Below are 16,800 nucleotides of genomic sequence, written 5' to 3' on the forward strand. Positions count from 1 at the left end.
GATGTCGTTGAATCTAGGCAGCCTGGGCATGGAAGATGCCTCGTTTAGCTTTGGCGGTTCCTACATCATGGCGCTCGACTGCGGCACCACCTCGGTGCTCGCGACTATCGTCGATGAATACGGTTGCATCGTCGCCCAGGCGCGCCGCAGCGTCAAAACCAGCTTCCCGCGCCCCGGCTGGGTGGAACAGGATCCCATGGAGGTGCTTGCCAGCCAGATCGGCGTGATGATGGAGGTCCAGTTTAAGAGCGGCATCCATTCCGACCGCATTGCGGCCATCGGCATCTCCAACCAGCGCGAGACCACGGTGGTGTGGGACCGCGTGAGCGGCCAGCCCATCTACAACTCCATCGTGTGGCAGTGCCGTCGCACCGCACCCCTGATCGACGAGCTGGTTGAGCAGGGCGCAGAAGAGCTGGTGCGCTCCCACACGGGACTCACGCTTGATCCGTATTTTTCGGCTTCCAAGGTACAGTGGATCCTCGACAACGTCGACGGCGCGCGTGAGAGCGCGGCGGCGGGCGACCTCATGTTTGGCACCATCGACACCTGGCTCATCTACAACCTCACCGGCGGCCAGGTCTTTGCCACCGACTACACCAATGCCAGCCGCACGGCGCTCTTTAATATCCATACGCTCGACTGGGACGACGACCTGCTGGCGCTCTTTGACGTTCCACGTTCCATGATGCCCGAGGTCCGCTGGAGTTCCGGCGAGTACGGCCGCGTCGCGAGCGACATCATGACCAACATGCCGCCCATCATGGGCGTGGCGGGCGATCAGCAGGCGTCGCTGTTCGGCCACTGCTGCTTCCATCCCGGCCAGACCAAGAACACCTATGGTACGGGCTGCTTTATGCTCATGAACACCGGCGACGAGATTGTCGAATCCAAGAACGGTCTGGTCTCCACCATCGGTATCGCTGCGGACGGCAAGGTTAGCTATGCGCTCGAGGGCTCCATTTTTGCCGCCGGCTCCACCATGAACTGGCTGCGCAATAACATGGGCATCATCTCGAGCGTGAGCGAGTCGGCACAGCTCGCCGCTTCGATTAACGACAACGAGGGCTGCTACTTCGTCCCCGCCTTTGCGGGTTTGGGCGCTCCCTGGTGGGACGCGCGCGCCCGTGGCATCGTATGCGGTCTGACCGGCGCTTCGAGCCGCGCGACCATCGTACGTGCCGCCTGCGAATCCATGGCATATCAGAGCTACGACGTGCTGCGCGCCATGGAGCAGGACGTGGGGCTTTCGATCGAGCGCCTGTCTGTCGATGGCGGCGCCTCGCGCAACGAGTTCATCATGCAGTTCCAGGCCGATCTGCTGGATATCCCCGTGCTGCAGTGCGAGACGGTCGAGACCACGGCGATCGGAGCCGCCTACTTGGCGGGCCTTGCGGTCGGGTATTGGGAGGACCTTGAGGAGCTGGAGCAAAACGCCCAGATCGTTAAGACCTTCCATCCGCACATGTCCGCCGAGCGCCGCGAGCGCAACTTGGACGGCTGGCGTGATGCCGTCAAGCGTTCGCTCAGCACCGCACAGTAGGGCTGCGACGGGCTGCTCGATACAATAAACCGCTAAACTAATGCATGGCGTTCGGCGGCAACATTGCTGCGCGCCTTGTCAGCAAGGCCGTTTTGCGGCCGCAACGAAAGGGGCAATCAACCCATGACCGTCACCTACGACGCGTCCCGTGTGACGCTTGTCGATCACCCGCTCGTCCAGCACAAGCTGTCGATCCTGCGCGACAAAAACACCGGCACCAACCAGTTCCGCCAGCTCGTGCGCGAACTCGCGCTTTTTGACGGCTACGAGGCCATGCGCGACCTGCCTATGGAAGACGTCGAGGTCGAGACCCCCATCACTACCGCCACGTTCAAACAACTCGCCGGCAAGAAACTCGCCATCGTGCCCATCCTGCGTGCGGGCCTTGGCATGGTCGACGGCATCCTCGACCTGGTGCCCTCCGCTCGCGTGGGCCACATCGGCATGGAGCGCGACGAGGTTACCCACGAGCCGCACGAGTATTACTGCAAGATGCCCAAGGATATCGACCAGCGCATCTGCCTGGTCGTCGACCCCATGCTCGCCACGGGCGGTTCGGCCGAGATGGCCATCAGCTACCTGCGCGAGCGCGGTGTCAAGGACATCCGCATGCTGTGCATCGTCGCGGCGCCCGAGGGTCTCAAGTCGCTGACCGACAAGGACCCCGACGTGCATATCTATACCTGCGCCATCGACGATCATCTCAACGAGGCAGCCTACATCGTTCCCGGCCTGGGCGACGCCGGCGACCGCATCTACGGCACGCTCTAGTCGTCGGGCCTTGTCGGCTACGGTCACAAATACGAAGAAATGGTGCGCGCGGGCGAGAAAAAGACGTCCACGCGCATTCCTGTTAACGGACGTTTAGCCCAGAGGGGTTCGAGAAAAACGTATTACCTACCTGCGACATAAAGAAGGTCTTAAGAAAACGAACAGGTGAGTATTAACCGATGCTTTTTCGGTTGTACTTTAGCGATTGGCTCGTACAATAGTCACCAATGTTTGGCGGGAACTGTTCTGGGAAGCGTTAAAGAAGGAAAGTGAGGACGCCAGTGTTTCAGATAGCCGATCTGCTCGCTATCGTTGCAGGCGTCATCGCGGGCGCGGTCGCCTTTCTTCCCTTTGTTTTTACGCTCAAGCCGGTTCTTGACGATAAGCAGAATGCGGACATGCTCAAGGGCATGGTGAGTCTGGCGGTCTCGGCAATCGCCCTGCTCGTCTTTACCTTGGTTGTGTTTGTGTTGTTCGGAGAGGCATTTCGCATGTTCCTCCTGGGCGAGGCGATCGGCTTCGTGGCCTTTATGGCCGCCTGCACGGTTCGCGTCGCCAAGGCGCTGCGAGATCCTCATGAGGTCGAAAGGTAAGTCGTGGAAATTTTTGAAAAGCTGCCTGATGAGATTAATCATCTGGTTAGCGAGTTCAGCTCCACTCCTGTCGTGGGCGATCTGAGCTGCGGCATCACGCAGTACTCGTTTTGGCTGATCGTCTCCACGATCGTGCTCCTGATCGTCCTGGCCGTGTTCAAGAAGAAGCAGACCCTAGTTCCCAAGGGCTTCTTCGTCAACGGTTTCGAGTACATCATCGAGTACGTCGAGAACGATATCGGCAAGGGCGTCGTGGGTGAGAACTGGAAGAAGCACTTCCCGTTCCTGTGCTCGCTTTTCCTGTTCATCCTGATCAATAACATGATCGGCCTGATCCCGGGAATGAAGCCCGGCACCGGCGCAATCGGCTCCACCGCCGCGCTCGCCATCTTCGCCTTCGTGTACTTCATCTACTACGGATGCAAGGCTCACGGCGTGATCGGCTACATCAAGAGCCTCGCCCCGCAGGGCGTGAGCTTCCCGATGAACGTGCTTGTGTGGGTCGTCGAGCTTTTCTCGACCTTCCTGCGCCTCATCACACTCGCCGTCCGTCTGTTCTGCAACATGTTCGCAGGACACGTGGTCATGGGCTCGTTCGCCATCATGGCGAGCATGTTCATGCAGCCGCTGCTTCAGCAGGTTTCCGCGGCCCACGCCGTCGGTGCCCTGCCTTCGCTGGCCTGGCTTGCTATCCTCATCCTGATCTATGCGATCGAGCTTGTGGTCGGCGCCATCCAGGCTTACGTCTTCACAGTCCTTACCGCCGTGTATGTCTCTGAGGCAGAGGAGGTCGCGGAGGAGGAGTAGTCTTCCGTTCGCGTCTTAAAGGTAAGGCAATTCGTTAAACCGCCGGTGCCCGTACCCATGGAGCCCGGCAGTTATAAAAAGGTTATCCTGCGTGAAATAAGACACGCACGACAAAGGAGGAATCGTGGGAGTTATCGGTTACGGTCTCGGTGTTATCGGCGCTGGTCTTGCTATCGGCCTGTCTGCTCTGGGTGCTACGGGTGCTATGGCCCGTCAGCCTGAGGTCCAGGGCCGCGTGTTCACCGTCTTCATCATGGGCTCCGCCTTCGGCGAGGCTCTGGCTCTGATCGGCTTCGTTGTCGCGCTGATCGTTAAATAGCACGGAGCGTCAAGTATGAATCTTTCATCCCAGAAGAGCGCGATCGCACTCTCCGCGTCCGCGGCCGCGCTGCTCATGCCGGTTTCCGCGTTCGCCGAGGACGGCGCTGCCGGTGCGGACATCCTCATCCCTAAGATGGCGGAGTTCATCCCGGCGCTTATCGCCTTCCTGATTATCTGGATCGTGCTGGCCAAGGTCGCCCTGCCGGGCATCATGAAAACCATGGAGGAGCGCGGCAAGAAGATCGAGGAGAGCCTCGACGAGGCCGAGAAGACCAAGCAGGAGGCTATCGCCAAGCGTGCTGAGTCCGACTCGATCGTCACCGACGCCCGTCGTCAGGCTGCCGACATCGTTCTCGAGGCCCGTAAGGACGCCGAGTCCGAGCGCGCCCGTATCATCGAGGCTGCTCACAAGGAGGCAGAGGAGATCATCGCCAAGGCCCATACGACTGTCGAGGACGAGCGCAAGTCCATCTACGCCGGTGCCGCGAGCTCCATCGCCGACCTGTCCGTTGCCGTCGCCACCAAGATCGTGGGCGAGGCACTCGAGGACGAGGCCGAGCAGAAGAAGCTCATCGAGCGCTACATCCAGGAAGCAGGTAGCCTGAATGCCGACTAGCCGCTATCAGGACAAGGTGCTCGAGACCTATGCGCGCTCCCTTCTGGAAGCCGCCAAGGCCGAGAACCATGTGTTCGAGGACCTCGAGATGATCGAGCGCTTGGCTTCTGCCAGCCCCGAGATCATCGCCGTGCTCGACACCATGTCCAAGCGCGACCAGCTCGACCTTCTTCCCAAGGTGGCAGCTGCCTTTAAGTATGTTGCCGAGGAAGACGAGGATGTAGTGGGCGTGACCGTCACCACGGCGATCCCGCTCGACGACGAGCTGCGTCAAACCATCACTAAGAAATGCGAGCAGGACTTCGGCCGCAAGGTATTCCTTATCGAGCAGGTCGACCCGTCTATCGTGGGCGGCCTGGTGCTCGAGGCCCGCGGCGAGCGTCGTGACATTTCCGTCAAGACGCAGCTGCGCATCGCGCAGGAGACCCTCGCAAACTCTGCTAATTCGTACGGAGGTGAAGCCTAATGTCCGAAACCCTCAATGCCCAGGATATCGCCAAGAAACTGCAGGAGCAGCTCACGAGTCTCTCCGCGACGGTCGATACGCATGAGGTTTCAACGGTCGACGAGGTCGGCGACGGCATCGCGCGCGTCTCCGGCCTCAAGAGCGCCATGGCAGGCGAGCTTCTGGAGTTCAAGAGCTCCGATACCGGTGAGACCGTCTTCGGCCTTGCCCAAAACCTTGACCGTGACGAGGTCGGCGCCGTTCTGTTTGGTGCCGTCGACTCCATCAAGGAAGGCGACGAGTGCCGCACCACTGGCCGCATTATGGATATCCCTGTGAGCCGTGCTATGCTTGGCCGCGTCGTCAATCCGCTCGGCCAGCCTATCGACGGCCTGGGTGACATCGTCGCCACGCACCGTCGTCCCATCGAGTTCAAGGCCCCCGGTGTCATCGACCGTACCCCGGTGTGCGAGCCGGTTCAGACCGGCCTGTTGGCTATCGACTCCATGGTGCCTATCGGCCGTGGTCAGCGTGAGCTCATCATCGGCGACCGAAAGACCGGTAAGACCGCCATCGCCATCGACGCTATCCTCAATCAGAGCGGCAAGGGCATGGTCTGCATCTATGTCGCCATCGGCCAGAAGGCATCCACGGTTGCCAACATCCGCGAGACCCTCGCTCAGCACGGTGCGCTCGACTACACCATCATCGTTTCGGCCACCGCTGCCGATTCCGCCCCTATGCAGTACATCGCGCCTATGGCCGGTGCCGCTATCGGCGAATTCTTTATGTACAACGGCGAGGATGGTAAGCCCGCCAACGAGACCAACCCCGGCGGTCACGTGCTCGTCATCTACGACGACCTGTCCAAGCAGGCTGTGGCCTACCGTCAGATGTCGCTGACGCTGCATCGTCCGCCCGGACGCGAGGCCTATCCTGGCGACATCTTCTACCTGCACTCTCGTCTGCTCGAGCGTGCCGTCAAGATGTCCAAGAAGAACGGTTACGGCTCCATGACGGCACTTCCGATCATCGAGACCCAGGACGGCGATGTCTCGGCCTACATTCCGACCAACGTCATTTCCATTACCGATGGTCAGATCTACCTGCAGTCCGAGCTCTTCTTCCAGGGTCAGCGCCCGGCAGTCGACGTGGGCATTTCCGTGTCCCGCGTTGGTGGCGACGCGCAGACCAAGGCCATGAAGCAGGTCGCCGGCAACCTCCGTCTGGACCTCGCTTCGTATCAGGAGCTCGCCGGCTTTACGCAGTTCGGCTCCGACCTTGACGAGGCTACTCAGAAGCAGCTGACCCATGGTGCCCGCATGACCGAGCTCCTGAAGCAGCCGCGTTATAAACCATTTGAGGTTGGCGAGCAGATCGTTGCGCTGTTCGCTGGCAACGAGGGCTTCCTGGACGACCTGGAGATCGCCGACGTGCTGCCTTTCCGTGCCGAGCTCATCGAGTACATGGACAATGGCTTTGGCTTACTGCTCGACAAGGTTCGCGCCAAGAAGATCGATGATGACACCAAGGCTGAGCTCTTGCGCGTCATCGGCGACTTTAAGCAGCAGTTCATGGCCAAGCACCATTCGGATGTTTCTGGATCAGAGGAGAACTAAGCCCTATGGCCAACCTTCGCGACATTAAGAAGCGAATCTCCTCGGTTACCACGACCAAGCAGATCACGCGCACGATGGAGATGGTCTCTACGGCCAAGATCCGTCGTGCCCTCGATCGCTCCAAGCAGGCCGAGCCCTATAAGGAGGCGCTGACCGACGTCATGTTGACGGTCGCCGGCGACGCCTCCTGTTCGGGCACCGATCCCATGCTGCAGAAGCATGAGAGCGTCAAGCATGGCCTGATTGTCGTCATTGCCTCGGACCGCGGCCTTGCCGGCGGTTTCAATACGACAGTGGAGCGTACGGCCGAAAAGCTCGCCGCTTCTTGGGCGAACGACGGCATCGAGTGCGAGATCATCGCGTGCGGGCGCAAGCCGGCCACGTATTTTCGCGACCGCGCAAACGTCATCATGCACTTTGAGGGCAACTCTTCTGAGCCCGATTTCAATCAGGCCCGCATGATCTCCTCTCATATCTGCGATGCGTATCGTGCCGGTGAGCTTGACCGTGTCGAGCTTGTCTACCACCACGCAAAGAACCGCGTGGATCAGGAGCTTCGCGTCGAGCATCTGTTGCCGCTCGACCCCGAGATGATCGCTATGGCCCACGGTCCGCGTAAGAACGAGACCGACGCCCCTAAGCGCATCTCGTCCACGTTCGAGTTCGTGCCCTCTCCCGAGCATGTTCTCGGCAAGCTTGTACCGTCGTATATCCTGACGGTCATCTACCAGGCCCTGATCGATTCGGCGGCTGCCGAGCAGGGTGCACGCCGCAAGGCCATGCACTCCGCGACGGAAAACGCCACCGCGATCATCTCGACCCTTACCCGCACGTATAGTCGCGTGCGCCAGGCTTCGATCACGACCGAGATTAACGAGATCGTCGGCGGAGCCTCAGCATTGGAGGAACAGTAATGGCTAATAACACCGTAAAGCTTGCGGTCGAGGAAGCCACCAAGAAGACGACTGCCGGTGATGGTCGCATCGTGCGTATCATCGGCCCTGTCGTCGACGTCAAGTTTGACGGCGCGGTGCCCCCGATCTACAACGCGCTCACGGTCGAGGCCGAGACCCCGATCGGTCATCTGAGCACGATCCTCGAGGTCGAGAGTCAGCTTCCGGGCGGCGTCGTCCGCACGGTCGCCATGTCCTCGACCGACGGCCTGCAGCGCGGCCTCATCGCCACCGATACCGGTGAGCCCATGAAGATGCCCGTTGGTCCCAAGACGCTCGGCCGCATTTGGAACGTCATGGGCAAGCCCGTCGACGGCAAGCCCATGCCCGAGGTGGAGGAGTTCTACCCCATCCACCATGCAGCGCCCCGCTTTGACGAGCTCACCACCAAGACCGAGATCTTCGAGACCGGCATCAAGGCCGTCGACCTGCTTGAGCCCTACATCCGTGGCGGCAAGACGGGCCTGTTCGGCGGCGCCGGCGTTGGCAAGACCGTTCTGATTCAGGAGCTCATCAACAACCTCGCCCAGGAGCACGGCGGCACCTCGGTGTTCACCGGCGTCGGCGAGCGTACCCGCGAGGGCACCGACCTGTTCCTCGAGATGAGCGAGTCTGGCGTTATCGACAAGACCTGCTTGGTCTATGGTCAGATGAACGAGCCGCCCGGAGCGCGTCTGCGCATCGGTCTGGCCGGCCTTACCACCGCTGAGTATTTCCGTGATCGTGGCCAGGACGTTCTGCTGTTCATCGACAACATCTTCCGCTTCTCCCAGGCAGGTTCCGAGGTTTCCGCACTGCTGGGCCGTATGCCGTCCGCCGTTGGTTACCAGCCCACGCTGGCAACCGAGATGGGCGACCTCCAGGAGCGCATTACCTCGACCAAGACGGGCTCCATTACCTCCGTCCAGGCTGTCTACGTCCCCGCAGACGACCTGACCGACCCGGCGCCTGCCACGACGTTTACGCACCTCGACGCCACCACGGTTCTTTCGCGTAGCATTTCGTCGCTCGGCCTGTTCCCGGCTATCGACCCGCTCGCGTCTTCCTCCGACGCTCTCGATCCCTCGATCGTCGGCGAGGAGCACTACCGTGTCGCCGTCAAGGTCCAGGAGCTCCTGCAGGAGTACTCCGACCTTCAGGACATCATCGCCATTCTGGGTATGGACGAGCTGTCCGAGGAGCAGCGCCTTACGGTCAACCGCGCTCGTAAGATTCAGCAGTTCCTCTCGCAGTCCTTCCACGTCGCCGAGAAGTTCACCGGCAACCCCGGTGTCTACGTCCGCGTCGAGGATACCGTCCGCTCCTTCGCCGAGATTGTCGACGGCAAGGCCGATGACCTGCCCGAGCAGGCTTTCCGCTATGCTTCCACGATTGAGGACGTGCGCGAGCGCGCCCGCAAGATGGGGGAGAAGTAGGTTATGCGTATCCGCATCGTGTGCCCCGTGAGCTGCGCCTATGAGGGCGACGCTGCGTTTGTGTCGATTCCGTCCACGGATGGCGAGTTTGGCGTTCTGCCTGCTCACTCCAGCGAGATCTGCACGATCGACCGCGGTTACGTTCGCGTTTCCGATAAGGCCATGGGCACTGTCGACCACACGTTTGCCGTGGCCGGCGGCTATGCCCAGGTTGCGGACGATGTCGTGACCGTTCTCGCCGAGCGCGCTTGCGATCTGGCGACCGTCGATGCCGACAAGCTTAAAGCTGATATTCAAGGTTTTGAAGAGAAGCTGGGTAATTTGTCGGAGGATGATGCACGCCGCGCCTACCTCTATAATGAAATCGCATGGTGTAAGCTCAAGCTTGCCCAATAGTCAAACGATTTAACGTTCGACCATTTGCGAACACATCATGCCCGGGATGGCCCAGCCACCCCGGGCATGCTTTTTGAAAGGGTAGACCTTGGATATTATCCGCGTTGAGGGTGGCCATGCCATCGGAGGCTCCGTGCCCGTTTCGGGTGCCAAGAACTCCGCGCTCAAACTCATGGCGGCAACGCTTCTGGCGCCGGGCAAGACGACGCTGCAGAACGTGCCCGATATTTCCGATGTCCACGTGATGGGCAAGGTGCTCAAGGGCATGGGCGCTACGATCGATGTTCTCGACGAGCACACGCTCGAGATCGATACCTCTCAGGCCGATTCTTGGGAGGCCCCCTACGAGCTCGTTGCCAAGATGCGTGCTTCCACCGCCGTCATGGGACCCCTGCTGGGTCGCTTCCATCGCGCCAAGATCGCCATGCCGGGCGGCTGCAACCTGGGTGCTCGCAAGATCGATATGCACATTCTGGGTCTTGAGGCCCTGGGCGTAGAGTTTGATACCGCCCACGGCTACATCAACGCCAGCGCGCCTCAGGGCCTGCGCGGCACCACCGTCACGCTCGAGTTTGCCAGTGTCGGTGCGACCGAGAACCTCATCATGGCCTCTGTGCGCGCACAGGGCACCACGGTTATCGACAATGCCGCCCGCGAGCCCGAGATCGTCGATCTCGCCAACATGCTCAACGAAATGGGCGCCAAGATTGTCGGCGCCGGTACGCCTGTCGTGACCATCGAGGGCGTGGAAGAGCTCCATCCCGTTACCCATCGCGTGGTGGGCGACCGCATCGAGGCCGGTACCTTTATCGTCGCCGGTGCGCTGATGGCTGACGATCGCGGTGTTGACGTCACGGGTTTTTGCCCCATCCATCTGGGCATGGTGCTCAAGAAGATGGAGCTCATGGGCATCGATTGCGAGCGTACCGACGACGGCGTTCACGTGAATCGCGCCGAGCGCATCAAGCCGGTCGACATCCAGACGCTTCCGTTCCCCGGCTTCCCGACCGACATGCAGGCACAAATTATGGTGCTCTCCGCCCTCGCCGATGGCAGTTCCGTTATTACCGAGAACATCTTCGAGAATCGCTTTATGTTTGCCTCTGAGCTGGTGCGCATGGGTGCCGACATTCGTATCGAGAGCCATCACGCCATGATTCATGGCGTCAAGGGCTTCTCGGGTGCACAGGTCACCTCGCCCGACCTTCGTGGCGGCGCGGCGCTTGTGGTTGCCGGTCTTATCGCCGACGGCGTTACCGAGGTCTCTGCCATCCATCACATCAAACGTGGCTACGAGCAGTTTGTCGAAAAGCTGCAGGCGCTTGGCGCGCATGTCGAACATGCCACCGTCCCCGATCCCGTCATCTACTAATGCAGGTTGCCTATGTTTAACAAGAAGCCCCTGGCGGATAACACCCGAAGACCCTCGACTGGTGCGCAGGCCAAGATCTACAGCCGCGACAACGTCGCTCGCTATTCCGAGCGCGCCCGCCAGCGCCGTCGTAGCCACACGATTCGTCACGTCGCGCTCATTGTCGTGCTTGGCGTGCTGCTGAGTGCCACTACCGCTGCCGGCCTGTGGTTTGCCACCATTATGGGCAAGCTCGGCGATTCTAATGTCATTACCGACAATCTGCGTCGGGTTCTGGTTGACACCGATGAAGCAAAGGATCCGTTCTACGTGCTGCTTCTTGGCACCGACGGCCGTCCGGGCGAGGATACGTATCGTGCCGACTCGATTATCTTGGCACGCATCGACCCCACGCAAAAGCAGGCGACGCTCATTTCCGTTCCGCGCGATACCAGGGTCGTGTACAAGGGCGAGACCATGAAGATCAACGCCTGCCATACCGTTGGCGGCGCCGAAGCCATGGTCGAGGCGGTCAACGAGCTGTGCGGTGTTCAGATTTCCCACTATGCCGAGGTCAGCTTCGACGGTATGCAGGCGCTGATTGATTCGGTTGGCGGTATCGACATTAACGCAACCGATGATGTTGACGACCCCGAGCACCTGGATATTAAGATTACCGCTGGTCAGCAGCATATGGACGGAGCTACCGCCCTTACCTATGCCCGCTGCCGCTACATCTATGCCGACGGCGATTACACGCGCATGCGCCACCAGCGTCAGGTGCTTGGCGCCCTTGCCAACCAGATTCTCAATAACTTCGATGCCACGAAGATCTTTGGCCTGGTTAATTCGCTGTCCGATATGCTCGTAACCGATATGAGCGTTCAGGATATCGTGTCTACGGTCAACGCCATGCGCGGTATGGATGTCGACGGTATCTACTCGGCCAACCTGCCCTCGTACGCCGACGACAGCACCATGATCGACGGTGTGAGCTACGTCTTTGTCTACGAGGACGAGCTCAAGGAAATGATGGAGCGCGTCGATGCCGGCAAGGATCCCAAGGGTCCCAACACCATGGGTCTTTCCGACGGTTCCAGCTCTACGATCGGCGACCTGAACAACAACACGTCTGACGACTACGCAAACGGTACCGCAACCTCATCGGTCAGCTCTGACGATTCCGATGACTCAAGCGATTCGAGCGATTCGGACTACTACGAAGAGCCCACCGGCGACGGTAACGGCTACGAAGCCAACTACTAAGTTACGGCGTTTTACCAAACGCCGTAACGGCTCGACGCTGCGCGCCGCCCAAGGCGACAATTTGTCATTCAAAAGGCAGGGCATGACCAGAAGGTCAACAAACCCGCCAGAGCATCGGCGTAACACTTGGCACATGGGTAGTCACTTGGCACTTGGGGACGTTCCTTATGTGCCGGCAGTTTGGGACACTCCTTGCTTCAAGAGGCTGGCGCGCGTCAACCTGTTCTCATTGCAAAAAAATAATCGCCCCGTTCTCGGTTGAGGACGGGGCGGTTCGTCTTTTGGGTTTATGCAGCCAGGCTTATGCGAAACGGGCGACGAGCTCCTGCAGGACGTCGGTCATCTTGACGAGTGAACTGACCGGGACAAACTCGTTGACGCCGTGGTAGCAATAGCCGCCGGTGGAAAGGTTGGGGCAGGGCAGACCGCGGAACGACAGCTGCGCGCCGTCGGTGCCGCCGCGAATCGGCAGCACTTGGGGCTCAACGCCGCAGGCAAGGTAGGCTTCCTTGGCAACATCAATAAGCTCGGGATAGTCACGAACGATCTCGGCCATATTTCGATACTGCTGCTTAATCTCGACCGTCACGCGCTCCTCACCCAGGCGCTGGTTGAGCATCGAGGCGGCGGCATCAATAAGGTCGAGTTTCTGCTGGAACTTGGCGGCGTCATGGTCGCGGACGATATAGCGCGCTGTGGCGTGATCGACGGTTGCAGATACACCCTCAAGGTGATAAAAGCCCTCGTAGCCTTCCGTATACTCCGGGCGCTGCATGTAGGGGAGCAACGCGTTGAAGTCGCAGAACAGATTGCCTGCGTTGACCATACGGCCCTTGGCGTCGCCCGGGTGGATGGACTGGCCCTCAAAGCGGACGGTCGCCTCGGCGGCGTTAAAGCACTCCCACTCCAGCTCGCCGATGGGGCCACCGTCGACCGTGTAGGCGTACTTGCAGCCAAAGGTATCGATATCCAACAGCTCGGCTCCGTGGCCGATCTCCTCGTCAGGGCAGAAGCAAATGCCGAGTGCGGGATGGGGCAGAGAAGGGTCCTGAGCGATACGCGCGACAAGCGACATGATCTCGGCGACGCCTGCCTTGTCGTCCGCGCCCAGCAGCGTGGTGCCATCGCTGCAGACCAGGTCCTCACCCGCGAGGTCGTTCAGGGCGGGAAGCTTGGTGGTACTCATGGCAACGGGCTTACCGTCAACCGTGCCGCAGACCAGGTCGCCGCCTTCGTAGTGCACGATGTGCGGCTTCACGCCGGCGCCCGGTGCAACTTCGGTGGTGTCGAGATGGGCGATCAGGCCCAGGGCGGGCTTGTCCTCAGCGCCCACACTTGCGGGGATATGCGCGCAGACATAGGCGTGCTCGGTCACGTGGGCATCTTCCGCACCAAGCTCGCGCAGCTCTTCAGCCAGCACGTTGGCAAGGTCAAACTGAACGGCGCTCGAGGGTACCTGGTCGCAGTTTGCATCCTCGGACTGCGTGTTGATCTGGACGTAGCGCAAAAAGCGCTCGAGGACATCGGGGTTCGTGGTGATGTTTTCCATAAAGACCGCTCCAATCTTGGTCGTCGTGTGCAACAAGAACTCTAGCACGGTATGCCACGGCATACCGCGACGCTTGGATGGGGTAGAATCAGCCATTGAATGCAGAAGGGACGGAAGATCATGGATACGACAAATAGCTCGCGCGAACTACACCTGACGGTGGCGAACGAAGACTACTTGGAGTGCATGGTTCGCATTGAAAGCGAAGAGGGGGAAACCAACGGCGTGCGATCGGTCGACATCGCGCAGCGCCTTGGCGTCTCCAAGGCATCGGTCAATAAAGCGGTTTCGGCGCTCAAAGCATCCGAACTTGTCGAGCAATCGCACTACGGCAAGGTAGTCCTGACCGATCGCGGCCGCGAGGTTGGTACGGCTATCTGGTACCGTCATCGCTTCATCCGCACGTTTTTGGTTCAGGAGCTCGGTGTCGAATTTGAGCGAGCCGATTCCGAGGCCTGCATGATGGAACATGCGCTTTCCGAGGACACGATGAACCGCTGGCTCGCCTATCTCGAAAAGCAGGGAATCAGCGTCGAGGAATAGCGGGATAGATATGGATACGAGTTATTACAACCGCTTTGGTGCCGAGGAACTTACGCGCCGCTTGTCGAGCGAGACCTTGTTGGCGCAGGGTCCCATGGGCAGTGTTCTGTTGAGTGAGTACGATGCCGCCGACATTCCACCGGCGTTTTGGAATCTGGCAGAGCCGCAGACCGTTTCTCGTATTCATCGCTTGTATGTCGCCGCCGGCGCGCAGGTGCTCATTACCAACACCTTTCAGGCATCAAGCTATGCCCTCAACCACGATCAGATTGCGCCGTCCGTGGCGGAGGTCAATCGCGGGGCCGTCGACGATGCCCGCCAGGCGCACCCTCAGCTGCTACTGGGCTCGATGGGCCCGATCGGTATTGAGTGGTTTGCCGAAGACTCTGCCGAGTATCGTGAAATCCGAGGCATTGCGCGCGAACAGGCGCACGCCTTGCTTAATGCCGGTGTTGACGGTCTGCTGATCGAGACGGTGACGTCTATCCGTAATTTGCAGCCCATGCTTGCCGGCGCCCGAGATGCCGCCGACGGCATGCCTGTCCTGGTGAGTTTTGTCGTTGACGATAAAGGCGACCTGTTGGGCGATGGCCTCAACATCGAGGCAGCCGTTTTGTACGCCGAAAAACACGGCGCAAACTCGGTTGGTGTTAATTGCTGTTCGCTTGCGGCCGCGAATGCGGCGGTGCCCAGGATGGTTGCATCGGCGACTACTCCCGTCACGGTGCGTCCCAACGTGGGCGATCCGGTCCAGACTCAGGATGGCCCCGTATGGCACGAGAACCCCGAAGCTTTCGCGCGCGCATGCATCGAATGGAGACATGCCGGTGCCGCAATGGTGGGCAGTTGCTGTGGAACCACGGCAATCACTACGGCAGCGATGGCCGAGGCGCTCGATATATAAAGGGCAAAACCGCTCCATACTGGGCGGTTTTCTGTTGCTTGCATGTCCTCGGCAGCATTTGCCCAAATGGTGAATGCTGGCGCCGGCAGGTTGCTGAGTGCGTGCTGCGGGTATACCTCATGCGTACCATGATCCAAACACTGTGAGGTGTCTGCGTGTGTGCGCGATAATTCATTTTGGAACTGACGGTTGGCGCGCTCGCGTCGATGAGGACTTCACTGCCGATAACGTTGCCCGTATCGCCGATGCCGTCGGCGAGTTGTGGCAAAAGACCAATCCGGGCAAAACGGTATATATAGGGTTCGACACCCGGCCCCTGGCGCGCGAGTTCGCTGAGCTTGCGGCGGGTGTGCTAGCAGCGCACGGGCTAGACGCCGTGCTCGCTTCGCGATCTGTCCCGACCCCTGCCCTTACGTGGGCGGCGGCTTATGACGGTGAGGCGTGCGGTGCGCTCATGGTGACGGGGTCCCATCATCCGCAGGGTTATCTGTGCCTCAAGATTCGCATGGGTGACGGCTCGACCGCCAACCAGGATGTCATCGAAGAGCTCGAAGAGACCATGGCTCCCGAGCCAATGGGGATCGAGGGACAATATCGCACCGCGGATATCATTCCTGACTATATGCAGGCGGTGGCATCGTTTGTCGATGCCGAAGCCATCCGCGCCGCGCACCTGCGCGTGGTGGTTGATCCCATGGGCGGTGCAGCCCAGGGCTATCTAGCCGACCTGCTGCGCGATCTTGGCGTTGAGGTGCACGAGATTCATGCCGGGCAGGCACCTGACCAAGAAGATATCTGCCCCGACCCCGTTGAGCCGTGGGTGGACGCTTGCGAGCGCACGGTTATCGAGGACGGAGCTTGCGCTGGCCTGGTGACCGACGGCGACGCCGACCGTATCGGCGCGGTTGACGAGCGCGGCAGATATATACATCCGCATCAGATCATGGCGCTCGTTTTGGGCGACTTGGTTCAATTTCGTAATTTGGAGGGGCGCGTCGTCGTCAATCTCTCATGCTCGACGCTCGTGCGCCGCATTGCCGAGGCGCTTGGCTGCCGCGTGACCGTCAAACCAGTCGGTTTCAAATATATAGCGGCGGAGATGAAGAAGGGCGGCGTCCTCATAGGCGGCGAAGAAGCCGGTGGTATCGGCATCGCCGCGCATATGCCCGAGCGCGATGGAATCCTCGCCTGTCTGATTTTGTGCGAGCTTATGGCGAAGACGGACGCGCCTTTGGGCGTTCTGGTCGACCAACTCGAGGACAGTTTTGGTAAGACGAGTTACGGTCGACGCGATTTACGCCTTGAGGCCGAAGATGCCGAAACGTTACGAACCCTGCTGCCGGGTGTAAACCCCAAGTCGATTTGTGGCAAGGTGCCGCAAAACGTTAGTCATATGGATGGCTTGCGTTTGGCATTCGAGGATGACACGTGGCTGCTGGTCCGTCCTAGCGGGACCGAACCAGTGGTGCGCGTCTACGCCGAGGGGTTCTCGGTGGAAGAACGCGATGAGTTGCTCGATGCTGGCTGTGCTTTAGCTAGGGGGACGTATCCGCTTTAACCATGAGACTGCCTTATATAAAGAGATGCTCGGCGAGCGGTAGGTAACGACTGGCAAACGTTAGTCGGATTCTAAACTGTGTAGGAAATGTGTGCGCCCAGATTCCCGCCCCCGGGGCCCCTCCGGTCTGGCAATATATCTCCTTGCCGC

17 protein-coding genes are annotated in these 16,800 nt (G+C 60.1%); 16 read left to right on the plus strand and 1 reads right to left on the minus strand.

Features of this window, described 5'->3' with window-relative positions:
* The first annotated feature begins 1 nt into the window (after position 1).
* The 13 genes from glpK to DXD94_RS09175 all read left to right on the plus strand — a co-directional run bounded on the left by glpK (position 2) and on the right by DXD94_RS09175 (position 12,096).
* Entirely contained in the window at positions 2 to 1,543 is a 1,542-nt protein-coding gene (gene glpK, locus DXD94_RS09115) for a glycerol kinase GlpK (protein ID WP_117763862.1), read from the plus strand.
* A 123-nt stretch (positions 1,544 to 1,666) separates the two neighbouring features.
* Positions 1,667 to 2,314 carry a uracil phosphoribosyltransferase gene (upp, locus tag DXD94_RS09120; RefSeq protein ID WP_117763863.1) on the plus strand — a complete coding sequence of 216 codons (648 nt, stop codon included), beginning with the start codon at positions 1,667 to 1,669 and terminating at the stop codon, positions 2,312 to 2,314.
* 281 nt (positions 2,315 to 2,595) lie between these two features.
* A complete protein-coding gene (locus DXD94_RS09125; protein WP_117734915.1) occupies positions 2,596 to 2,907 on the plus strand; it encodes a hypothetical protein in 312 nt (103 codons plus the stop codon).
* 3 nt (positions 2,908 to 2,910) lie between these two features.
* Positions 2,911 to 3,714: a F0F1 ATP synthase subunit A gene (gene atpB / locus DXD94_RS09130; RefSeq protein WP_022094263.1), complete on the plus strand. Its 804-nt coding sequence runs from the start codon at positions 2,911 to 2,913 to the stop codon at positions 3,712 to 3,714.
* A gap of 124 nt (positions 3,715 to 3,838) precedes the next feature.
* On the plus strand, positions 3,839 to 4,033 hold the full coding sequence (locus DXD94_RS09135) for an ATP synthase subunit C (protein ID WP_022094262.1): 195 nt from the start codon (positions 3,839 to 3,841) through the stop codon (positions 4,031 to 4,033).
* 15 nt (positions 4,034 to 4,048) lie between these two features.
* Positions 4,049 to 4,651, plus strand: a complete 603-nt coding sequence (gene atpF, locus DXD94_RS09140; RefSeq protein ID WP_117635548.1) for a F0F1 ATP synthase subunit B — start codon at positions 4,049 to 4,051, stop codon at positions 4,649 to 4,651.
* The gene (locus tag DXD94_RS09145) at positions 4,641 to 5,117 is read left to right on the plus strand and encodes a FoF1 ATP synthase subunit delta (protein WP_006235713.1); all 477 of its coding nucleotides are present in this window, start codon (positions 4,641 to 4,643) and stop codon (positions 5,115 to 5,117) included. Before atpF ends, DXD94_RS09145 begins: the two co-directional genes overlap by 11 nt.
* Positions 5,117 to 6,715 (plus strand): F0F1 ATP synthase subunit alpha, encoded by a 1,599-nt coding sequence (gene atpA, locus DXD94_RS09150; protein WP_117734916.1) that lies wholly within the window; start codon positions 5,117 to 5,119, stop codon positions 6,713 to 6,715. Before DXD94_RS09145 ends, atpA begins: the two co-directional genes overlap by 1 nt.
* A gap of 5 nt (positions 6,716 to 6,720) precedes the next feature.
* Entirely contained in the window at positions 6,721 to 7,629 is a 909-nt protein-coding gene (atpG, locus tag DXD94_RS09155; RefSeq protein ID WP_117743860.1) for an ATP synthase F1 subunit gamma, read from the plus strand.
* A complete protein-coding gene (gene atpD / locus DXD94_RS09160; protein WP_006235717.1) occupies positions 7,629 to 9,083 on the plus strand; it encodes a F0F1 ATP synthase subunit beta in 1,455 nt (484 codons plus the stop codon). The genes atpG and atpD overlap by 1 nt, the downstream gene beginning before the upstream one ends.
* A 3-nt stretch (positions 9,084 to 9,086) precedes the next feature.
* The gene (atpC, locus tag DXD94_RS09165) at positions 9,087 to 9,479 is read left to right on the plus strand and encodes an ATP synthase F1 subunit epsilon (protein ID WP_006235718.1); all 393 of its coding nucleotides are present in this window, start codon (positions 9,087 to 9,089) and stop codon (positions 9,477 to 9,479) included.
* Between the two features lie 88 nt (positions 9,480 to 9,567).
* Positions 9,568 to 10,851, plus strand: a complete 1,284-nt coding sequence (gene murA / locus DXD94_RS09170; RefSeq protein WP_117734918.1) for a UDP-N-acetylglucosamine 1-carboxyvinyltransferase — start codon at positions 9,568 to 9,570, stop codon at positions 10,849 to 10,851.
* Between the two features lie 12 nt (positions 10,852 to 10,863).
* A complete protein-coding gene (locus DXD94_RS09175; RefSeq protein ID WP_117734919.1) occupies positions 10,864 to 12,096 on the plus strand; it encodes an LCP family protein in 1,233 nt (410 codons plus the stop codon).
* Positions 12,097 to 12,397: 301 nt separating this feature from the next.
* Here the strand turns inward: DXD94_RS09175 and pepT are convergent, their stop codons facing one another.
* Positions 12,398 to 13,645, minus strand: a complete 1,248-nt coding sequence (gene pepT, locus DXD94_RS09180; RefSeq protein WP_117763864.1) for a peptidase T — start codon at positions 13,643 to 13,645, stop codon at positions 12,398 to 12,400.
* 120 nt (positions 13,646 to 13,765) lie between these two features.
* Between pepT and DXD94_RS09185 the strand changes: the two genes are divergently transcribed.
* The 3 genes from DXD94_RS09185 (at position 13,766) to DXD94_RS09195 (ending at position 16,650) form a co-directional block, all read left to right on the plus strand.
* Entirely contained in the window at positions 13,766 to 14,188 is a 423-nt protein-coding gene (locus DXD94_RS09185; RefSeq protein WP_117763865.1) for a metal-dependent transcriptional regulator, read from the plus strand.
* Between the two features lie 10 nt (positions 14,189 to 14,198).
* Positions 14,199 to 15,092, plus strand: a complete 894-nt coding sequence (locus DXD94_RS09190; RefSeq protein WP_117763866.1) for a homocysteine S-methyltransferase family protein — start codon at positions 14,199 to 14,201, stop codon at positions 15,090 to 15,092.
* A 157-nt stretch (positions 15,093 to 15,249) separates the two neighbouring features.
* Positions 15,250 to 16,650, plus strand: coding sequence for a phosphoglucomutase/phosphomannomutase family protein (locus tag DXD94_RS09195; protein WP_117763867.1), 1,401 nt, complete (start codon positions 15,250 to 15,252; stop codon positions 16,648 to 16,650).
* Positions 16,651 to 16,800 lie beyond the last annotated feature (150 nt).

It is taken from the genome of Collinsella sp. TM10-22, assembly GCF_003466125.1.
Classification (GTDB): domain Bacteria; phylum Actinomycetota; class Coriobacteriia; order Coriobacteriales; family Coriobacteriaceae; genus Collinsella.